The sequence below is a fragment of the Burkholderia sp. Bp9031 genome (assembly GCF_003857965.1).
Taxonomy (GTDB): Bacteria; Pseudomonadota; Gammaproteobacteria; order Burkholderiales; family Burkholderiaceae; genus Burkholderia; species Burkholderia ambifaria_A.
Map to the genome: position 1 here is coordinate 102,337 of NZ_QTPW01000002.1, position 19,341 is coordinate 121,677.

17 protein-coding genes and 2 pseudogenes are annotated in these 19,341 nt (G+C 67.7%); 7 read left to right on the forward strand and 12 right to left on the reverse strand.

Annotated features, from left to right (window positions below):
- Positions 1–3 precede the first annotated feature (3 nt).
- From DIE15_RS03655 to DIE15_RS03680, 5 genes are all read right to left on the reverse strand, one after another.
- Positions 4–1,038 carry a lipase secretion chaperone gene (locus DIE15_RS03655; protein ID WP_124832410.1) on the reverse strand — a complete coding sequence of 345 codons (1,035 nt, stop codon included), beginning with the start codon at positions 1,036–1,038 and terminating at the stop codon, positions 4–6.
- Positions 1,039–1,041: 3 nt separating this feature from the next.
- Positions 1,042–2,136 carry a triacylglycerol lipase gene (locus tag DIE15_RS03660; RefSeq protein ID WP_124832411.1) on the reverse strand — a complete coding sequence of 365 codons (1,095 nt, stop codon included), beginning with the start codon at positions 2,134–2,136 and terminating at the stop codon, positions 1,042–1,044.
- A gap of 230 nt (positions 2,137–2,366) precedes the next feature.
- A complete protein-coding gene (locus tag DIE15_RS03665) occupies positions 2,367–4,499 on the reverse strand; it encodes a TonB-dependent copper receptor (RefSeq protein WP_124832412.1) in 2,133 nt (710 codons plus the stop codon).
- Positions 4,500–4,582: 83 nt separating this feature from the next.
- Positions 4,583–4,951 carry a DUF2946 domain-containing protein gene (locus DIE15_RS03675; RefSeq protein ID WP_057923964.1) on the reverse strand — a complete coding sequence of 123 codons (369 nt, stop codon included), beginning with the start codon at positions 4,949–4,951 and terminating at the stop codon, positions 4,583–4,585.
- A 156-nt stretch (positions 4,952–5,107) separates the two neighbouring features.
- On the reverse strand, positions 5,108–5,644 hold the full coding sequence (locus DIE15_RS03680) for a cytochrome b (protein ID WP_057923965.1): 537 nt from the start codon (positions 5,642–5,644) through the stop codon (positions 5,108–5,110).
- Positions 5,645–5,870: 226 nt separating this feature from the next.
- On the opposite strand from DIE15_RS03680, the gene DIE15_RS03685 reads away from it, so the two are divergent.
- The gene (locus tag DIE15_RS03685; protein ID WP_057924147.1) at positions 5,871–6,509 is read left to right on the forward strand and encodes a Pr6Pr family membrane protein; all 639 of its coding nucleotides are present in this window, start codon (positions 5,871–5,873) and stop codon (positions 6,507–6,509) included.
- 51 nt (positions 6,510–6,560) lie between these two features.
- Here the strand turns inward: DIE15_RS03685 and DIE15_RS03690 are convergent, their stop codons facing one another.
- Complete coding sequence (locus DIE15_RS03690; protein WP_124832413.1) at positions 6,561–7,295, reverse strand: peptidoglycan DD-metalloendopeptidase family protein; 735 nt, start codon at positions 7,293–7,295, stop codon at positions 6,561–6,563.
- A 424-nt stretch (positions 7,296–7,719) separates the two neighbouring features.
- Here DIE15_RS03690 and DIE15_RS03695 point away from each other — a divergent pair, with 424 nt between their 5' ends.
- Complete coding sequence (locus DIE15_RS03695; RefSeq protein WP_124832414.1) at positions 7,720–8,040, forward strand: hypothetical protein; 321 nt, start codon at positions 7,720–7,722, stop codon at positions 8,038–8,040.
- 114 nt (positions 8,041–8,154) lie between these two features.
- Here the strand turns inward: DIE15_RS03695 and DIE15_RS03700 are convergent, their stop codons facing one another.
- The 4 genes from DIE15_RS03700 to DIE15_RS03715 all read right to left on the reverse strand — a co-directional run bounded on the left by DIE15_RS03700 (position 8,155) and on the right by DIE15_RS03715 (position 11,744).
- Positions 8,155–8,499 (reverse strand): DUF4148 domain-containing protein, encoded by a 345-nt coding sequence (locus tag DIE15_RS03700; RefSeq protein ID WP_057923968.1) that lies wholly within the window; start codon positions 8,497–8,499, stop codon positions 8,155–8,157.
- 200 nt (positions 8,500–8,699) lie between these two features.
- Positions 8,700–10,112: an NADP-dependent phosphogluconate dehydrogenase gene (gene gndA / locus DIE15_RS03705; RefSeq protein ID WP_124832415.1), complete on the reverse strand. Its 1,413-nt coding sequence runs from the start codon at positions 10,110–10,112 to the stop codon at positions 8,700–8,702.
- Positions 10,113–10,209: 97 nt separating this feature from the next.
- Complete coding sequence (locus DIE15_RS03710) at positions 10,210–10,851, reverse strand: DUF938 domain-containing protein (RefSeq protein WP_124832416.1); 642 nt, start codon at positions 10,849–10,851, stop codon at positions 10,210–10,212.
- Complete coding sequence (locus DIE15_RS03715) at positions 10,848–11,744, reverse strand: NAD-dependent protein deacetylase (protein WP_124832417.1); 897 nt, start codon at positions 11,742–11,744, stop codon at positions 10,848–10,850. Before DIE15_RS03715 ends, DIE15_RS03710 begins: the two co-directional genes overlap by 4 nt.
- A gap of 1,200 nt (positions 11,745–12,944) precedes the next feature.
- On the opposite strand from DIE15_RS03715, the gene DIE15_RS03725 reads away from it, so the two are divergent.
- Together DIE15_RS03725 and DIE15_RS03730 are read left to right on the forward strand one after the other, a co-directional pair.
- Entirely contained in the window at positions 12,945–13,904 is a 960-nt protein-coding gene (locus DIE15_RS03725; RefSeq protein WP_124832418.1) for an LLM class oxidoreductase, read from the forward strand.
- Positions 13,905–14,260: 356 nt separating this feature from the next.
- On the forward strand, positions 14,261–16,741 hold the full coding sequence (locus tag DIE15_RS03730) for a mechanosensitive ion channel domain-containing protein (protein WP_124832546.1): 2,481 nt from the start codon (positions 14,261–14,263) through the stop codon (positions 16,739–16,741).
- A 7-nt stretch (positions 16,742–16,748) separates the two neighbouring features.
- Here the strand turns inward: DIE15_RS03730 and DIE15_RS03735 are convergent.
- Positions 16,749–17,087: pseudogene (locus DIE15_RS03735) on the reverse strand (CerR family C-terminal domain-containing protein); the annotation flags it as partial.
- Here DIE15_RS03735 and DIE15_RS37465 point away from each other — a divergent pair.
- The 3 genes and pseudogenes from DIE15_RS37465 to DIE15_RS38115 form a co-directional block, all read left to right on the forward strand.
- On the forward strand, positions 17,068–17,193 hold the full coding sequence (locus DIE15_RS37465) for a hypothetical protein (RefSeq protein ID WP_260428185.1): 126 nt from the start codon (positions 17,068–17,070) through the stop codon (positions 17,191–17,193). The pseudogene DIE15_RS03735 and the gene DIE15_RS37465 sit on opposite strands and share 20 nt — an antisense overlap.
- A 13-nt stretch (positions 17,194–17,206) precedes the next feature.
- On the forward strand, positions 17,207–17,392 hold the full coding sequence (locus DIE15_RS03740) for a hypothetical protein (protein WP_124832419.1): 186 nt from the start codon (positions 17,207–17,209) through the stop codon (positions 17,390–17,392).
- 66 nt (positions 17,393–17,458) lie between these two features.
- A pseudogene (locus DIE15_RS38115) lies at positions 17,459–17,627 on the forward strand (protease pro-enzyme activation domain-containing protein); the annotation flags it as partial.
- A gap of 12 nt (positions 17,628–17,639) precedes the next feature.
- On the opposite strand, the gene DIE15_RS03745 reads toward DIE15_RS38115, so the two are convergent.
- Entirely contained in the window at positions 17,640–19,190 is a 1,551-nt protein-coding gene (locus tag DIE15_RS03745; RefSeq protein WP_124832420.1) for a phospholipase D family protein, read from the reverse strand.
- Positions 19,191–19,341: the final 151 nt, after the last annotated feature.

The following is a 19,341-nucleotide window of genomic DNA, read 5'->3' on the forward strand; positions in this document are numbered from 1 at the left end:
GCGTCATTGCGCGGCACCCGCGCCGCGATCGAGCGACGCCGCGCGCACCGCTTCGCCGGGCTTCGTGAACATGCGCTGCCGCAGCGCGGCGATCTGCGCATCGCGATCCTGCGGCGACAGCCCCGCCGCGTCGATCTGCGCGCGCTGCGCCGCATAGTCGGCGTAGCGGCTCTGCCACGACGCGTCGTCCTGCTGCATCTGCGCGACGCGCGCGGCGGCTTCGGGGCCCAGTGTCTGGGCCAGTTGCGCGCGCATCGCGTCGGGCATCGCCCTGCTCTTCTGCAACTGCGCGATCTCGTCGATCGCGGCCTGCTGCCGGTCGGCCTTCTCCCGTGCCGCGCGTTCGTCGGCCGGCATCTGCTGCGCGAGCGCCGCGAGCCGCTCCGCCTTCTGCGCATCCGTCAGCGTTCGGTCCTGCGCAATCTTCAGCCTTGCAAGATCGTAGCGCTGCCGCCACTGCTCGGCGCCGAAGAACGGCTGGCTCCAGTCGCCGAGCGTCCGGTACGCGATCGACGCGCGCTGGTCGAGCGCGAGTTGCAGCGCGCCGACGTCGGACTTGTCGACCGCGCCCGCGTTCGGCAGCTTCGCGAGCGCGTCGAGATACGCACGGTATCGATGCCAGACGTCGAGTGCCTCGGGCTGCGCCACCGTGCCGTCGAGCTGCGCGGCGATCTCGTGCACGACGAGCGCATCGAGCGCGGTCGCGCTCAGGTCGCTCTGCGCGGCCAGGCAGTAGTCGAAGAAATCGCGCACCGCGCGCGACTTCGCGAGATGGCTGCCGGTATCGAGCGGCAGCCGCGGTGCGCTGGAACCGGCAAGCGACGACGGTAAACCCGCGCTCGCCGGCAACGCGGCCGGCGGCGGTGCGGCGCTCACGCCGCCGAGCGCCGCAGCGTCGGTCGACGTGGGCGCCGCGTCGGCACCGCGATGCGACGCCGCACCGCTCCAGATCGCGACGCCGGCGATCGCCGCCAGCCCTGCCGCACCGTAGATCGCGACGCGCCGCGCGAGCGGCGCGCGTCCTTCACGTGCCGTCATCGATCACACGCCCGCGAGCTTCAGCCGGTTCGCATGCGTGCGGATCACCGCGACCGGGTCTTCAGCATACGCACCACGCACGCCGAGCAACTGGTTGATCTCGTCGAGATGGTTCCACTTGTAGTTCGTGCTCAGTACCTTCCCGTACAGTGCGCTGCACTTCGACACGAGCCCGTCGTTCTGGCCCGAGCCGCGATTGATCATCACCGTGCCGGTGCCTAGCAACGCGAGCGTCGACAGGTCGAGCGCGTTCGCCGGGTCGATCAGCGGAAGCGTGCTGGTGTCCGCGGCACCGGTGACGCCGAATGCGGAAACAGTCGGCTGGATCGCCATGCCGGCCCACGAATACAGCAGGTGCGTATTGCCGCCGACGGTCTCCGTCGGCGCGCCCGTCTGGCAACTGCCCGGCGCGCCGAGGCCCGCACTCGGATAGTTCTGGTTGTACGTGGCGGCCTGGGAAGTCGTCAGCGTCTTCAGTGCGGCAAGTGCGTCCTGGTTCGTGTTGTTGTTGCTGCTCGTCAGGATGCCGAACACATGGACGAACGCAGCGATCACGGACGACGACAGGCCGGTCGGGTCGTAGGCGAGCACGCTCTGCACGAAATCGGCGAACTCCGAGCCGCGATGCGGCGTGCCGATCGTCGTCACCGATGCGACGAGATCGGGCGCGACGGCCGCGACATAGCGCGACGTGAGGCCACCCTGGCTGTGACCGACCAGGTTGACCTTGGTCGCACCGGTCGCGGCGAGCACCGTCTTCACGTAAGCGAGCAGCTGTTCGCCGCGTCCGTTGGGGCCGTCGTCGCTCTGGAACCCCGACAGGTTCGCGACGTAGACCGTCGCACCGTGCTGCTGAAGGTCCTCCTGGATGCCGTACCAGTACTCGAGCACGCCGGCGTACTTGTCGGTGCCGGTGAGCCCGTGCACGAGGATGATCGGATAACGCGTCGCCGCGTAGTTGTCCGCCGGCGCGGTTGCCGCCATCGCCGCGTGCGTCGTCGCGAGCGTCATCACCGCGGTCGCCCCCGCGAACGGCGCGACGCTCATCGCGCATGCCACTGCCCCTGCCACCACCCTGGAACGCATCGATCTGGCCATGCATGTTCTCCTGATTATTGTGCTGCCGGTGCGAATGAGATCGGATCGACGCGCACGGTATGGCGCTGACAGCCGCAAGCACCGTGTGCGTCGAATGCGGGAGTGAAGCACGAGTCGCGAACGTTTGCGCCCTGACTAGATACGGTTCTCTAATCGGTTGACGCGCCCCGCCCATTCGAGCGGGGGCCGCGTTCGGGCGCGCGCATGCTGCATCGCACACGCGCCGCGCGTTACAGCTTCGTGCTCACGCGCACCCATGCCGTTCGGCCGGGCTCCATCACCGGCGCGTTCGCCGGATAACCGAAGCCCGCGTTGCCAGCGAGGTTCAGGTGCTCGGCATAGGCCTTGTCCAGCACGTTGTCGACGCCGACCGAGATCTGCACTTTCTTGCCAACGTTGTACTGCGCATGCAGCGACAGCACGCCGAACCCGGCGCTCGGGCCGAAGTCCTTGCCGACCACGTTGCCCTCGTTCAGTGCATAGCGATGCTGCGGCGCAACGACCCGCCACAAGCCGCCGGCCGACCATGCGCCGCGCGTGTATTCGAGTCCGAAGCGCGCCTCGAGCGGCGGCATCTGCGGCAACGGATCGCCGCTCGTCGCGTTGCGCCCCCACGCATAGGCGAGCGACGTCTCGACGCGCAGCGGCGCGACCAGCCGCCACGACACGCCGGCTTCGCCGCCCATGACCTGCGCGTTGACGTTGGTCGCCTGCGTGGTCGGGCCCATCATCCCGGCCGCGTAGTCGAACAGGATGTAGTCCTGCACATAGCCTGCGTAGGCCGACACCCATGCATCGAACCGATCGCTCCTGTACTGCGCGCCAATGTCGAGCTGCGTGGTCCTCTCCGGCTGCACCGCCGAGAACGCGTTGATCGACCCTGCCGGCCCGCGCTTCGCGGAGAACAGCTCCCAGTAGTCCGGATAGCGTTGCGCATGACCGATCCCCGCGTACCACGTGACCGGCAGCGACGCGAGATCGCGCTCGTAGCGCACGAAGCCGCTCGGCAGCACGCGCGCGCGATCGTCGTCGAAAGTCGGATTCGGCTTGCTCGCCATCATCCCGCTCGTCGTCGCACGCTTGTCGCGGGCACTTGCGTAATCGACCCGCGCGCCGCCGATCACGCGCGACGCATCGCTCGCGTACCACGTCAGCTCGCCGAACGCGCCTGCATTCCACATCGTCGCCTGCGCGTTCCACGGCTGGTCGCCGTAGTTCTGCCGCCCCATCGCCGAGCGCGCGTCGAGCCGGTTCGACTGCGTGTCGACACCGGTGACGAGCTTGAAGTCGTCGCCGAAGCGGAACGTCGCGGCCGCCCGCGCGCCGAGCGTGCGGCGCCGCACCTCGGATGCCATCCGCATCGGCATGCGGCCGGTCGGGTCGGGCTGCCGCAACGTATAGTTGTCCATCACGTGATCGGCTTCGTTGTAGTACACGCGCGCCTCGATCCGGTCGAGCACGTCGCCGAGATGCCGCTTGTCGAACGACAGGCCGAACGTCTCGCGGCGAAAATGCGCGCCGTCCATCCCACGCCCGGCGTAGCGCGCATAACCGTCACCGGCGCCCGCCGTCAGTTCGACGCGCGTGTGATCGTCGGGCGTCCAGCCGAGCGCCGCGTCGGCGTTCCACTTGTCCCATTGCGACGGCACGGTATTGCCGTTGCCGTCCTTGTAGTCCTGTGCATGCGCGTGGTTCGCGATCACACGGCCATAGACGTCCGGCGTGCCGGCCGTCACGTCGACGTTCTGGTCGTTGCGGCCGTACGACCCGCCGACCACGCTGCCGTCGAAACGCATGCCGGGGCGCTCGAAACGTGGCGTCACGCGCTCGAACAGCACGGTGCCGGCGGATGCGCCGGGGCCGTACAGCACGGTCTGCGGGCCCTTCACGACCGTGACCTTGTCGTAGCTTTCCGGCGCGATATACGAGGTCGGCGCGTCCATCCGGTTCGGGCACGCGCCGAGCGTCGGCATCCCGTTCGCGAGAATGTTCAACCGTGATCCGAACATCCCGCGCAGCACGGGGTCGCCGTTCGTCCCGCCGCTGCGGATCGACGTGAAGCCGGGAATCGTCTTCAGGTAGTCCGCGCCGTCGCTCGCCGGCAGCGGCTGGCGCGGCGTCTTCGGATCCGTGACGACGACGAGCGGCGTCGTCAGCGGCGATGCGACGACTTCGACGGGCGGCCGCAGCGCGGCCGCGTCGTCCGTCGGCGCACCGGCCGCCCGCGCGGATTCGGCCGAGGCAGCCGCCGCGGTCATCGCGCTGACGGCCAGCGCGGGAACGGTGAGTTTCAGCATGCGCGGCACGCGCCGCACACGGGAATGGCGCGACGCCCTCGGCGTGCGCAAAGAGAGAATGGTCATGATCGAAAGCCCGAGTGACGCCCTCCGCGCGGCCTCGATAGGCCGCACGGATATCGGCGATGAATGAAACGGAAGACAGCGCGTCAGGCGCGCTCGGGCGGTGCGCGTGGATACGCGCGCGGATAGCGGTCGGCGCGCGCCGCGACGACATGCGGCGCGGCGGCGGAAACGTCATGGACCGGGACGGGGGTGAACGATGCGGCGACCGCGCCGCCGATCGCGGGACTATGCGCGAAAAAGCCGCAATAGCCGCACGCATCGAGATGCAGTGCGAGATCGTGCGCATGGCCGGCATCGGGCGCACGATGCGCGCCATGCTCGGTACTGCAGACAATCGCGTCGGGCGTTGCCGCGTGTGCGATGCGCCACTGCGACACCAGCGGCGCCGCGATCGCGAGCCAGATCGCGAACACGCCGAGCCAGGCGGTCAGGTGACGATGTCGGTGCAGCATGCGCGGCGACGCGTAAGCGGAATGTAAAAACAGCCGAAATGGTACAGAATGTTCGCCGCGATGGCCAGTCGCGTATCGCGGTAAACGGACCGGGGGCGCATGGTTGTCAACGCAACCATGCGCCCCCGGCAGCTTCGCGCCTTCAGTGCGCGGCGATCATGGCGCCATGCGTCGCAGCACGTCGTCGCGCCGGACGAAGTGGTGGTAAAGCGCGGCCAGCGCATGCAGGCCGATCACGAAGTAGAACGCGTTGCCGATCAGTTCGTGCGCTTCCTTGATCGTCGGTCGCAGCGCCGTGTCCGGGCCGAACAACGTGAACGACACGCCGATCCAGTCGAGCGACACGGGCTTGCCGCCCATGTTGATCATCATGATACCGAGCAGCGGCTGGGCGATGATGAATACATACAGCGCGAAATGCGCGAGCTTCGACAGCCACTTCAGGATGGTCGCCTGCGGAATGGGCTCCGGCACGCGGCTGATCATCCGCCACAACACGCGCAGCACTGAGAGCACCAGCACGAACGTGCCTGCCAGGTAGTGGACGTTCGACCACAACACGCGACTGTCGCTGCCTTTCGGTCCGCGAATCTCGATGGCCAGGTAAGCCAGCGCCACCAGCAGGAAGACGGCCCAGTGGAAGAAGATCGCAGGCGAGCTGTAGCGCGTCTGTTTCGCGAGGATGTTTTTCATGCGGTGTCTCGTGTTTCTCGTGTGGTATGCGGGGCAGCCGCGGCTGGCCGGTACCCGGCGGCTGCCCCGATTGTAGCTTCACGTGCGGTCGGCATTGCGCGACCGGATCAAATATCCGAAGAATCCGCACAGCCCTGCACCACGGCGCCGTCATATGGAAAATCCGCATCGCGTGCGCCGGCGGCTGTGGCACGATGAAGCTTTGGTGCGACGTTGCGCGGGCATCATGAGCAAAGCGTTCTTCGTTGCGGCCTACCGGCTGATCGCCGCGTTGCTCGCGGTATCCACCACGCTGCACAGCGTCGCCGACTACTGGGGCATGCCGACCTTTCATCTCGGCAACTATCTCAGCTACTTCACGCAATTGAGCAGCCTTTATGCGGCTGCGATGCTGGTCGCGGGGCTGTCGCGCATCACGCGCCCCGGCTCGGCCCGCTACGAATCGATGCGCGGCGCCGCCGTGCTCTACGTACTGATCACCGCGATCGTCTACGAACTGCTGCTCGCACGGCTCGATGCGCTGCGCCACATCACGCCGGCCCTCAACAACTGGGTCCTGCACCGGATCGTGCCGCTCGTGGTGCTGTGCGACTGGCTGTACGTGGAGCCGCGCTCGCCGATCCCGTGGCGCAGCGCGTTCGCGTGGCTGGGCTTTCCGGTCGTCTATCTCGGCTATACGCTCGTACGCGGCGCGGTGGAGAACTGGTATCCCTATCCATTCGTCGATCCGCGGCCGCACGGGTACCTGCCGGTCGCGATCCAGTGTTCGCTGATCGCGCTCGGCGCGGCAGGGCTCGCGCTCGGCATTCGCTGGCTCGGCAATCATGCGAGGCAGTCCGGCACCGCGGCGCTCAAGGAAGGTTGAAGGCGGGAACGTGTGCGCCATCAGGCGCACACGCCGTGACGCGGCGGTGCGTCAGCCGCCGTTGCGCGGCAGGAAGTTCAGCGGATCGACGACCTTGCCGTTCTGACGGACTTCGAACTCGAACGTCGCGCGGCCGCTCGCGTCGGTGCCCATCTCGGCGACCGGCTGGCCCGCACGCACCGCATCGCCTTCGTTGACGAGCAGTTTGCCGTTGTGCCCGTAAGCCGTGATGAGCCCGTTGTCGTGCTTCAGGATCACGAGCGGGCCGTACGCCTTGACGCCGGCCCCGGCGTAGACCACCCGCCCGTTTGCCGCTGCCCGCACCGAATGGTCGGGGCCCGACGCGGCGATCACGATGCCGCGCGTCTTGCCGGCCGAAAACGGCGTCGCGACGATGCCCGTGGCCGGCCATGCGAGCGAGCCGGGTTGCGCGGCCGCGGCGGACGGCTGCCCGAGCGACGTCGCGGCAGGCGGCGGCGCGACGCGCAGCACCTGGCCGGGCGACACGGCGTCATTGGGTGACATGTGGTTCCAGCTGGCCACGTCCTGCACGCGCTGCCCGTAGGCGGCGGCGATGCCGGCGAGCGTGTCGCCCGGATTCACGCGGTAATAGCCGGCGATCACGCCGGGCGTCGCGGCCGACCTTGGCGTCGACGGGCGCACCGGCTGCCAGCTGTCGGTCCACGGCGTCATCGTACAGCCCGTCAGCGCGGCGGCCGCGACGACGAACGCCGCCTGCGGCAACCAGCGCGCGAGCGCCTCGTGGATCGGAATCGTTTTTCTCAAGGGTCCTCCCGGATTTGCGTCGTCGCGCCGCCCACCGCCCTCCGGCGCGCGACGCACGATGTCCGGCCGGACGGCCGGACCAACCAGTATCCGACCGCTCTCGCGGCCGTCAGTTTCCATAGCGGAACGTCGATGCGAACGGGCTCACCGGCCCCTTTTTCGCACCTTTTTCACGTCGTCCCGGTCGTCAAAGATACCATTTGTCGCGGTCAGGGCCGCGACAGGCGCCCGATCCCGCAACAATCTTGCGGTGCCGCTGACGGGTGCCGGCGGGCCGCAAGCCGCGCCGCGCGGGCGTCCGGCCGACTTCCGGCCGGCCGTACCGCTGCAGCCGGCCGTATCGCGCCAACGACCGCCCTGCTGCCAGCCGCCTCCTATACTCGAAGAAGCACCGCACGATCCAGCGATAACGAGGAGATAAAAAATGAACAATGCGACCTTTCTTTCCGTGCAGCTCAACGCCGAGGATTTCGCCGGTTCCAGCGGCCTCGTCGAGTTGCTCAACCGGCACCTGCTGTTCGCGACCGACGTCGCCGAAGCCGCGGACGCCCTCGTCCAGCTCGCGAGCATCGCGCACCTGAGCGGCGCTACCCGGCACAGCGTCGAGCTGCCGGTGCTCGCGATCGAACGGCTGCGCGACGCGCTCGACACGCTGAGCGGCTACGACGAGGCGTGGCTGCAGGCGCTGGAGCCGACCGACGCGCTGTTCCGGGACATCGGCCGCGGCCCGCGGCCGCTGCATTGACGCGGCGGAAGCCGCCAATGAAAACAGCCCGTCGTGCCGTGATGCGGAACGACGGGCTGCGTGTACTGCGCGGGGTCGGATCAGGCCGCGTATGCGGCCCGTGATCGAGAACGATTAACGACCCTTGTAGATCGGTGCGCCATCCGACACGCGCTTCACTTGCCAGCCGGTCTTGGCGACTGCCGGGGCACCCGACTCTTGCTGGGCGACCGGTTGCGCACCGTAGCCGCTCGTGTCGGCAGCGGCGAGGTTTTGTTGCGGGTTCACACGGGCTTCAGCTGCCTGGATGCCTGCCGGGTAGTCGGTACGGTCGCTGCCCAGCTTGTAGCCAGCCTGTTGCAGGGTGGCCAGTTCGGCCTTCACCTGCGCACGGGTGACGGGCGCGTTCTGTTGGGCAAACGACACGGCGGGAACGGCGAGAACGGCAGCTGCAGCGAACGTTGCGATCAGCGATTTCATGATTACCTCCGGGATTTTTTTTGCTCCGCCGCACACACCATGTCTGCAGCGATGGAACAAAGTTTAGTCCCGAGATCACCTAGGGAAAACCATGAAAGAACGAAAACACTGTTTCCGCGGAGCCAACAATTCCGGAATCCGGAAACGAAAAACCCTACTTAAAGAATAGAATTTCGCAACAATGCCGCCTCGCCGGCCGGTTACGACCAGTTCGCGTGGAAGCTGCCCGGCTTGTCGGTACGCTCGAACGTGTGCGCGCCGAAGAAGTCTCGCTGCGCCTGCACGAGGTTCGCCGGCAGACGCTCGGAACGGTAGCTGTCGAAGTATGCGACCGCCGACGCGAACGCCGGCACCGGCACGCCTGCCTTCACCGCGGCCACCACGACGTCGCGCAGCGATGCCTGGTAGTTCGCGGCGATGTCCTTGAAGTACGGGTCGAGCAGCAGGTTTGCGAGCGCTGGATCCTTCGCGTACGCGTCCGTGATCTTCTGCAGGAAACGCGCGCGGATGATGCAGCCCGCGCGGAAGATCTTCGCGATCGTCCCGAGATCGAGACTCCAGCCGTACTCTTCGGACGCCATGCGCAACTGCGCGAAGCCCTGCGCGTACGAGATCACCTTGCTCAGGTACAGCGCGCGGCGCACCGCTTCGATGAACGCGGCACGATCGCCGTCGAACGGCGCGGCGGCCGGGCCCGACAGGATCTTGCTGGCCGCGACGCGCTCGGTCTTCAGCGACGACAGCACGCGTGCGAACACCGACTCGGTGATGAGCGGCAGCGGCACGCCCAGATCCAGCGCGTTCTGGCTCGTCCACTTGCCGGTGCCCTTCTGCGCGGCGCGATCGAGGATCACGTCGACGAGGTGCTTGCCGGTCTCGTCGTCCTTCTTGCCGAAGATCTTCGACGTGATCTCGATCAGGTAGCTGTCGAGCTCGCCCTGATTCCACTCGGTGTATACCGCGCCGAGTTCGTCGTTGGTCAGGCCCGCGACGTCCTTCAGCACCGCATAGCTCTCGGCGATCAGCTGCATGTCGCCGTATTCGATCCCGTTGTGGACCATCTTCACGTAGTGGCCGGCACCGTCGGGGCCCATGTACGCGACGCACGGCTCGCCGTCCGACGGCGCCTTCGCGGCGATCTGCTTGAGGATCGGCTCGACCAGGTCGTACGCGTCACGCTGGCCGCCGGGCATGATCGACGGGCCGCGCAACGCGCCCTCTTCGCCGCCCGACACGCCGGTGCCGATGAAGTGCAGGCCCGATTGCGCGAGTTCCTGGTTGCGGCGGATCGTGTCGGTGAAATGCGTATTGCCGCCGTCGATCAGCACGTCGCCCTTCTCGAGCAGCGGCTTGAGCGATGCGATCGTCGCATCGGTCGCTTCGCCGGCCTTCACCATCATCAGGATCCGGCGCGGCGTTTCGAGCGACGCGACGAACTCCTCGAGCGTATAGGTCGGCACCAGATTGCGGCCGGGGAATTCGGCGATCAGTTCGTCGGTTTTCTCGCGGCTGCGGTTGTACACCGACACCGCGTAACCGCGGCTCTCGATATTGAGTGCGAGATTGCGGCCCATCACCGCGAGCCCGATCACACCGATTGCTTGTTTGCCCATTAGTCAATTCTCCGGAAAAAACAGGGCGCGACCCGAGCCGGGCCGCGCGCACAGGCGAAAGGATAGTGGAAACCCGGCCGCGATGCGCGCGGGCGTGTCATTGCTCCGCGTGCGGCAGGCGCCGGAACACGACGCTCAGGTTGTTGGCAGGCATCTCGACCACTTCGATGCAGTCGAGCCCGCAGTCGAGGCCCAGCGCGACGACCGCTTCGAGATCGCGCACGCCCCATGACGGGTCGCGGCTGCGCAATTGCTGGTCGAAGGCTTCGTTGGACGGCGCCGTGTGCCGGCCTGCGCGGCGGTACGGGCCGTACAGGAACAGCACGCCGCCCGGTCGCAGCACGCGCGACGCGCCGTCGAACAGCGCGTCGGTGCATGCCCACGGCGAGATATGAATCATGTTGATGCAGACGATCGCATCGAGTGCCGCGGCCGGCCACGATGCGTCGCGCACGTCGAACGCCAGCGGCTCGGCCAGGTTCGCGAGGCCGGCATGCGCGACCCACGCGGAAATCGAGCGGCGTGCATGCGCGTCGGGATCGCTCGGCTGCCAGTGCAGGCCCGGCAGCGCCTGCGCGAAATGGACCGCGTGCTGCCCGGTGCCGCTCGCGATCTCGAGCACGCTGCCGCTGGCCGGCAGCACGCGGCGCAGCACGTCGAGGATCGGTCCGCGATTGCACTCGGCCGCAGGCGCCGACAGCCGCGCGGACGGATCGGGCGAAGGTGTCGTGCCGGTCAAGATGCAAGCTCCGTCGTGTTGCCGCGAAGACCCAGCCGTGCGGTGAGCGCATCGAGCGCGGGTGCGCACGGCGCCTCGACCTTCAGCGTCAGCATCGGATCGGCGCGCGTATGGCCGAGATTGAGTGCCGCGACCGGCTTGTGCTGCGCCTGGGCCCACACGCAGAAACGGTAGCCGGAATACACCATCAGCGACGAGCCGACGACCAGCAGCGCATCGGCCGCATCGAGCGCCTGCGACGCCAGCGCGACGCGTTCGCGCGGCACGTTCTCGCCGAAGAACACCACGGCCGGCTTCAGCAGCCCGCCGCAGGCCGGGCAGGCCGGAATGCGGAACGTGTCGAGCGCGGCCCATTCGAGATGCGCGTCGCCGTCGGCGGCCGGCTCCGCCTGCGCGCCCAGCAGTTCGGGGTTATCCGTTTCGAGCACGGCCTGGATCGTCGCGCGTGCGTGATGCGCGCCGCAATCGAGGCACGTGACGCCGTTGATGCCGCCATGCAGTTCGATCACGTCGTCGCTGCCCGCGCGCTGATGCAGGCCGTCGACGTTCTGCGTGACGAGGCGCTCGATCCGGCCGGTGCCGCCGAGCCGCGCAAGCGCGACGTGCGAGCGGTTCGGCTGCGCATGGCCGACCACGGGCCAGCCGATCATGCTGCGCGCCCAGTAGCGTCGGCGCGCCGCGTCGGAGCCGAGGAATTCGTGCAGCTGGATCGGCGGCGAGCGCATCCATTGGCCGTTGCGGTCGCGATAGCCGGGAATGCCGGAATCGGTGCTGATGCCCGCACCGGTCAGCACGAGCAGCCGCGGATGGCGCTCGACGAACGTGTGCAGCGCATCGAGCGCGGCCGGATCGATGCCGGCGGATGAGGAGTCGTGCAAGGCGGTGTCGTTCATGTTGGCGGCGTGTGATCGGGCGCGGTGGCAGTCGTGCGGCCACACGGGCGGCCAGCGCGCCAGCACATGATACAGAACGCCGGGCGATCGAGCCGGCGGTCCGCACGCGATATCGGCGCAGCAAAAAAAGACGCCCATCGACCACATGGCGATGGGCGCTTCAACAATTGATCCATCGGGGTAGTGGATCAACTGACAGCACAATGTCGTCGGATCCGCCGCGGCGCGGCCGGCGGACCTTTCCCCTGGACTACACCTTCGAATTGCGGGGATCGCGCGGATCGCCGCGCCGCCGGCCTGCCCGTCCGGGCCGGCCAAGGTTCGTCCGAGCGCCGCGCTGCACCGCGTGCGGCACGCACACGCACGCGTCGCGTGCGGCGTGCGCGCGCTTCGCGCGTCGGCCTGACGATCCGGAAGTCATGGTTGTCAATCTGCGTGCACCTGCAGTTCATCCCCGACGGCCGACCGACACCGGCCGGCCTCGTGCGTCACGCCTGCACGTCGTCGTTCAGAACGAACCCGCTTTGTTCGGATGGAACGGAAAGCCGCGCACTCATGTCACCGCAATCAGCGGCGAAGCGAATTCACAGGCAGGTCGGCGATTCATATTTGCAACACGATACGTTGCGATTCGGTCTGTTCTCATTCTCTTGTCCCCGTCCTCGATGCGTCCGACCCACTGAAGCGATTGCCTGATTCCTGCTGCGGCGGCGATCGCGCTCACGGCGCATACAGACATGCAAGGAGCGCACCATGCTTCGCAGGGCAAGGCCACACGGGCCGGGAAACGGCCCTGACCCGAATCGCGCGGCGAAGGACCCGCGTGAATGTTTCGAAAGTGAAACGACGGGAAACGGCTCGCGCGATCGACGGCGGCTGGCCGCGACGCCGGTGTTGCACGAATGTGACGCGTGCGGCGGCGGTACGTTGGCGCATGCTCGACGCCGACGATCCGCTTACAATCGCCCGACGCTGGCCGTGCAAGCATGCAGTTCGAACGCGCTCGTCGAGCCTGCGCGTGCTGCCCGCACATCTCGAGCGCCGTCTCGTGCCTTGCCCGATGGCGGAGGACGCCGATCATGCCGGCCCGCCGATTTTGCCGTCCATTGCTTGCCGTGCGCCGCAAGCATCGCGCAGACACGTTAGCATCCGGACACGGTACGGCGCCCGCCCGCTTCGCCCCGTCTTCAAGGAATGGACATGACCCTGCCCACCTCCGACCACGCCGACGTCGCGCATCGCGTCTTCTCGGCCGAGCGACTGTCGATCGGCCTGACGTTGCCGCTGCTGCGCAGCGGCCGCACCGTCGCGGATTTCAACGAGCAGCTCGAGCTCGCGGCGCTGGCCGATTCGCTTGGCTTTCGCGCGCTATGGATTCGCGACGTGCCGCTGAACAGCGCCGACTATCCGGACCCGGTCGGGCATCTCGACCCGTGGGTGCTGCTCGGCGCGCTCGCGTCGCGCACGCGCCGGATCGCGCTCGCGAGCGGCGCGATCGTGCTGCCGCTGCGTCACCCGCTGCATATCGCGAAAGGCGCGCTGTCGGTCGCGACGCTGTCCGGCGGGCGCTTCATCCTCGGCCTCGGCTCCGGCGACCGGCCGCCCGAATATGCGGCGTTCGGTGTCGATGCGCAAACGCGGCGCGACCGGTATCGCCGGCATTGGGAGATCGTCGCGGCCGCGCTCGGCGTGCCGTCCCGCGTGCTGCCCGACGAGACGCCGCCTGACGCGCCGGACTTCACGCTGCTGCCGCGCGGCGATGACGCGGTGCCGATGCTCGCGGTCGGCTCCGGCGGACAAAGCGTCGACTGGATCGCACGGAACGCGATCGGCTGGATGACGTACCATCGCGATCCGGACACGCAGCGTGCGCGTTATTCGATGTGGCGCGCGGCCGTCGACAGGCTCGCACAACCGGCCTTTCGCGGGTTCGGCGTGTCGATGCGGCTCGATCTCGATGCGAATCGCGATGCGCCGGCCACCGCGCTGTCGCTCGGCTATGCGACCGGACGCAACGCGCTGATCGGCATCCTGCGGGACATGCGGGCGGCCGGCACGCACCATGTCACGCTGAATCCCGGCTCGGACCGGCCCGTGCGCGAAGTCATCGAGGAAATCGCCGAACACGTGCTGCCGATCTTTCACGACGAGCAGCGTTGATTCATCATCAGGAATCCGGAATTCCGTGCATGCAACCCAGGCCGCGACATGCACCGGATCGATTCACGGCCGAGCACGATTCGTTCCCGCCCAGCCGTCGCCGGGCCGCCGTGTCATCGTCCGACGAGCCACTCCGAACGACGTGCCCGAACAGCAGTGGGCAGACAGCCGGCACCGAACACCGGCGCCACGTGAAACAGACCGCCTGACAGGCCGCAAACGCCCGCACCGCTTGTCGCATGTCCGAATCGAATATTCATCGACGGAACTATTCGGTTCCGATCGCAATCATGTTAACTTCCGTCCATCGTCCAGACCGGCGGGCCACGCTTCGATATGCGCCCGCATGCCTACTCATGCGACATTTCCTGCTCGGCTGGCTGCTCGCCGCCTTCGTATCGGCCGCCCACGCGGCCGCCCCCGCCCCGGCCGCCGCATCGGCCGCCTCCGGCGCCGTGCCTGCGCTGACACCGCAACAGGCACAGCAGGCCCTCTCCGTCCTGCAAAACCCGCGTGAACGCGAACAGGTCGAAACGACGTTGCGCGCGATCGCGGCCGTCGGCGTGTTGAGCACGCCCGCGCTCCCGGCAAGCGGCGCGGCGCCGGCCAGCGCGGCCTCGGCTGCCGCCGCCCCCGCCGCGCTGACGACGAACGGCCTCGCGTCGATGCTCGTCCGGCAGGGATCGCGCTGGGCCGGCGAAGTCGGCGGCGCGCTGAACGAATCGCTGCGCTCGCTGCTCGATGTCGGCTCGGTCGGCAGCTGGTGGCACGAGCGGCTCGTACGTGCCGACGAACGTGCGGACCTCGCGCACGCGATCTGGATCATCGTCGCCGTGCTCGTGCCCGCGTTCGTCGTCGAATGGTTCGCGAAGCGGCTGCTGCGGCGCGCGCTGGCTGCGCTGAGTGCGTGGCGCGCCGAATCGTCGGGGCGGGCCGAAGCCGAGCCATCAACGTCCGAGCCGCCCCCGCCGGACGACGACACGGCGCGAGCATCCTCTCCGGCCGACTCCGCCGCCAGGGCGGACGGCACCGCTACGCCCGATACGTCGTCGCAAGGCCGCGGCCATGCGCGGCGCCACACCACGCTGCTGCGCCGGATGCCGCGCGCGCTGGTCAGCCTCGCGCTGCGGGTCGTGCCGCTGCTGGTGTTCGTCGGCGTCGCGAGCCTGACGATGTCGGTGCTCGACGACGCCGGCACGCCGACCGAAACCGCACTCGAGTCGCTGATCGACATCTACGTGATCTGCCGCCTCGTGACGATCGTCAGCCGGCTGTTCTTCCAGCCCGATGCGCGGCAGCTGCGGCTGCTGCACATCAGCGACGCATGGGCCGCGTTCGCGCAGCGCTCGATCGCGCGGATCGTGATCGTCGTCGGCGTGTGCACGGCCGCGGTCGAGATCGCCGCGAGCTTCGGCCTCAGCGACGCCGGTCATGTCGCGCTGCTGAAGGCCGTCGCGCTCGTCGGCCACCTGATGATCTCGGCGCTGATCCTGCGGTGCCGCCAGCCGGTCGCCGCGCGCATCCGCGCAGCCGGCGAAGAGCGGCCGGCCTTCGCGATGATCGGCAATGCGCTCGCCGACGCGTGGGCGCCCGCGTCGGTGTTCGTCGTGATGGCGCTGTGGTTCGTGTGGGCGCTCGACGTCCACAACGGCTATCGCGTGCTGATCACGCTCGGCGGCCGCTCGATCGCCGTGATGATCGGCATGCGGATCGTGTCGATCGTCGTGTTCGGCGCGCTCGCGCGGCTGTTCCAGCGCCGCGACGACGATCCCACGCTCGTCCACCTGCACGCGTACCGCTACTACCCGCTGGTGCGCCAGGTCGTGTCGGCTGTGATCGCCGTCGTGACCGTCTTGCTGCTGCTGCAGATCTGGGGCGTGCCGATCTTCCACGCATTCGAGAGCGGCACGATCGGTCATCGGCTCGCGTCGGCGCTGATCACGATCGCGATCGCGGCCGTCGTCGCGCTGATCGTATGGGAGGCGGCGAACATCGCGATCGAACGCCGCCTGCAGCAATGGACGCGCGAAGGCAACCTCGTGCGCGCGGCGCGGTTGCGCACGCTGCTGCCGATGCTGCGCTCGCTGCTGTTCATCATGATCGCGCTCGTCGTCGTGCTGACGGGCCTCAGCGAAATCGGCGTGAACATCGGTCCGCTGCTCGCCGGCGCCAGCATCTTCGGCGTCGCGCTCGGCTTCGGCTCGCAGAAGCTCGTGCAGGATTTCATCACCGGGATCTTCCTGTTGATGGAGAACGCGATGCAGGTGGGCGACTGGGTCACGCTCGCCGGCGTGTCGGGCACGGTCGAATACCTGTCGATCCGCACCGTGCGGCTGCGCGCGGGCGACGGGTCGCTGTACACGATCCCGTTCAGCTCGGTGACGACCGTCAACAATACGAATCGCGGACTCGGCAACGCGGCCGTCAAGGTGAGCATCGCTTACGGCCAGGACATCGATCTCGCGATTGCGACGCTCAAGGAGATCGGCGCCGCGTTGCGCGACGACCCGAATTACAAGGACGGCATCCTGTCGGATTTCAGCTACTGGGGCATCGATCAAGTAGACGGCGCGACGATCGCGCTGGCAGGACAGATCCAGTGCAAGGATTCGGCACGCTGGGGCGTGCAGCGCGAATTCAACCGGCGGATCGCGGTGATGTTCCGCGAACGCGGAATCCGGATCGCGAATCCGCAGCGCAGCGTCGTCGCGTATGACAAAGGTTCGCAACGCGGGCAAGGCGGTGACAGCGCCAGCGACGATTCCGCCGATGCCGTCGATACGGCCGCCCGGCCGCCAACGCCGGGCAATCTGGAACGCCGGCCGGCGACGGACTGATACGCGCTCAGCGCGACACAGGCTTCTTCACGCGCTGTGTAGCGTTCGCCGTGCGCGTCGTCGCGGCGCTTTTCCCCGCGCGTTTCGCCGGCGCGCTCGTGCCCGCGCCCGCGGGCCGCTTTCCGACGGCTTGCGGATCATCGGCGAATGCGCCGCGCCGTGCATGCCAGTGTTCGAGCAGCACGCGCGTCTGATCGGCAATGGTCGCCATCAGCAGCGCGCCGCCTTCACCGTCGAAACTGTCCCAGCCGAGCAGTTGCAGCGCGGAGCGCGGCACGAGATGGAATACCGTCAACTGCCCGAACAGGCTCATCGCACGCAGCCGCGTGACCGGATCGTCGGCCGGTTCCGAAACCTTCTACATGCTGGGCCTCGCGCTGCTCGCATGCGTGCCGCTCGCGCTGCTGCCGACGACGCAACGCGGCCCGCAACCGATGTCGTCCGGTCATTGAACCGTCTTACGCGATGAAGCCCTTCTCCCTGCCCCGCCGCCCTGCGCTCACGCTGTGCGCAGCCGCGTGCCTGCTCGCCGGCTGTACCGTCGACCCCGACTACCGAGGTGCCCCCGCCGCGCCCGATGCGCCTACATTCAAGGACTACGTGTCGCTGCAGAAGAGCCTCGGGCTCGGATGGCAGACGAACGCGGGTTGACGCTTCGCATGCTCGCGCGGAAAAGTTCGTGAATGGCGTCGAACGTCATCACGCCCGGCGCATTGCGCGACGAATGACCAGCAGATCGCCTCGGTCGTCGCGCGCCTGCGCAAGGCCGGCTTCGTCGACATCGTGGTCGCGCCGAACCGCCTGCTCGTGCCCGCATCCGGCACCGCGGCGACAGATCCCATCTGTCTTCCGCACGACGCTCAAGCGCTTCACCCGCAACGGCCGCGGGCAAGCCGGATCACAGCTGCGATTCGATCGGAAACAGCCCGAGAAACCACACTTCCATGCGCCGCGCCGGCGACACTTCCGGCTCATGATCGAGCTCGGTCACCTTCCCGTCCGCGTCGGTCTGAATCCACTTGAGCCGCCCCTTCCCGGCCGCATCGGTCCTCGATTCGACTCGCCACGCGATTCGATCGAGCCGCGGCTCCAGGTCCGTCGCGACTTCGGACGCAATGGCCGGACTCTCGCAATAAACGCCGATCTCGGTGTTGAGATTCAGCGAGCGCGGATCGAGATTCATTGATCCGATGAAGATGCTCTTGCGATCGAACACATACGTCTTCGCATGCAGCGACGCACGCGAAGAACCGATGATGACCTGCTTCGAGATGCTCTTGTCGCCGGACGGCCGCCGCTCGTAAAGCCGCACACCGGCTTCCACCAGGTCGCGCCGATAGCGCCGGTAGCCGGCATGCACGGCCGTCACGTCGGTCGACGCGAGCGAGTTGGTCAGGATCGTCACGCTCACGCCGCGCGCCGTGAGCGCGTGCAGCCGCTCGACCATGTCCTTGCCCGGCACGAAATACGGCGACACGATCAGCAGTTCGTGCTCGGGCCGCAGCGCGAGCGCGCGCAGTTGCGGCATCAGGTGTCCTTCGCTGTCCTTGGGGGCCCGCGCGATCTTCGCCGGATCGTCGTACAGGACCGTCGCGTGCCCCCACGACAGCTCGGTGCCCTGACCATGCACGATCTGGTCGAGCCGGTGGCGCGCCTCGAGCACGTATGGGTTGTCCTCCATCGCGCGCAGGTAATCGCGCAGCCGTTCGCGCTCTCGATCGAGGCCGCCCGGCGCCGCGTCGTGCCCGACCAGCGCATTGACCGAAAACGCGTACGGCGAATTCCAGAACGTGTCGAACTCGGTCGAGATGTCGTTTACGACGGGGCCGTGCACGACCACGTCGAGATCGCCGAACTCGAGCATCGACGACGCGCCGAAATACTCGTCGCCGATATTGCGGCCGCCGACGATCGCCGCCTGGTTGTCCGCGATCATCGCCTTGTTGTGCATGCGCCGGTTGACGCGCGAGAACTCGAACACCGTGCCGATCTTCTTGAAGTGACGCGTGGCGACCGGATTGAAGAGCCGGATCTCGATGTTCGGATGCGAACTGATCTCGAGCAGTTTGCGGTCGTCCGCATTCGTTCCGAGATCGTCGAGCAGCACGCGCACGCGTACGCCGCGATCGGCCGCGCGGATGATCGCATCCGCGAGTTCGTGTCCGGTCAGGTCGTCGTGCCAAATGTAGTACTGCAGGTCCAGCGAGCGGTCCGCGCGATCGGCGAGCAACACGCGCGCATCGAGTGCGTCGACAGGATCGCGCAATAGATGAAATGCGTCCTCCCCTGGATGGGCGGCGGCCTGTTGCCGAAATGCGGCCCCAAGGCGTGTGTTTTCGGTATCGGTGTATGCATGCGTTGGCGTGCGATCGACCTGCGGCGGCAGGCTGGCGCACGCGGCTAGCATCAGCAACGAGAGAATCGCACCCCACGAACGCAACATGATCATGATGGCCGCCCCCAATGTCGGGCCAAGTCGGTGTGTGTTTGTTCTGGCTGCCGGACGGAGCGCGGCGCTGGTTTGCAGTTCGCGCGCAGGTCGCGCTAGAGCATACTTCGATTGATAGCGGGACGGCACGCTTTTCGTATTCCCAGGTGGC

Coding starts and splice junctions, on each gene's coding strand:
- DIE15_RS03655 (WP_124832410.1), bottom strand. CDS start 1,038: ATGACGGCACGTGAAGGACGCGCGCCGCTCGCGCGGCGCGTCGCGATC.
- DIE15_RS03660 (WP_124832411.1), bottom strand. CDS start 2,136: ATGGCCAGATCGATGCGTTCCAGGGTGGTGGCAGGGGCAGTGGCATGC.
- DIE15_RS03665 (WP_124832412.1), bottom strand. CDS start 4,499: ATGACCATTCTCTCTTTGCGCACGCCGAGGGCGTCGCGCCATTCCCGT.
- DIE15_RS03675 (WP_057923964.1), bottom strand. CDS start 4,951: ATGCTGCACCGACATCGTCACCTGACCGCCTGGCTCGGCGTGTTCGCG.
- DIE15_RS03680 (WP_057923965.1), bottom strand. CDS start 5,644: ATGAAAAACATCCTCGCGAAACAGACGCGCTACAGCTCGCCTGCGATC.
- DIE15_RS03685 (WP_057924147.1), top strand. CDS start 5,871: ATGAGCAAAGCGTTCTTCGTTGCGGCCTACCGGCTGATCGCCGCGTTG.
- DIE15_RS03695 (WP_124832414.1), top strand. CDS start 7,720: ATGAACAATGCGACCTTTCTTTCCGTGCAGCTCAACGCCGAGGATTTC.
- DIE15_RS03700 (WP_057923968.1), bottom strand. CDS start 8,499: ATGAAATCGCTGATCGCAACGTTCGCTGCAGCTGCCGTTCTCGCCGTT.
- gndA (WP_124832415.1), bottom strand. CDS start 10,112: ATGGGCAAACAAGCAATCGGTGTGATCGGGCTCGCGGTGATGGGCCGC.
- DIE15_RS03715 (WP_124832417.1), bottom strand. CDS start 11,744: ATGAACGACACCGCCTTGCACGACTCCTCATCCGCCGGCATCGATCCG.
- DIE15_RS03725 (WP_124832418.1), top strand. CDS start 12,945: ATGACCCTGCCCACCTCCGACCACGCCGACGTCGCGCATCGCGTCTTC.
- DIE15_RS03730 (WP_124832546.1), top strand. CDS start 14,261: ATGCGACATTTCCTGCTCGGCTGGCTGCTCGCCGCCTTCGTATCGGCC.
- DIE15_RS03740 (WP_124832419.1), top strand. CDS start 17,207: ATGAAGCCCTTCTCCCTGCCCCGCCGCCCTGCGCTCACGCTGTGCGCA.
- DIE15_RS03745 (WP_124832420.1), bottom strand. CDS start 19,190: ATGATCATGTTGCGTTCGTGGGGTGCGATTCTCTCGTTGCTGATGCTA.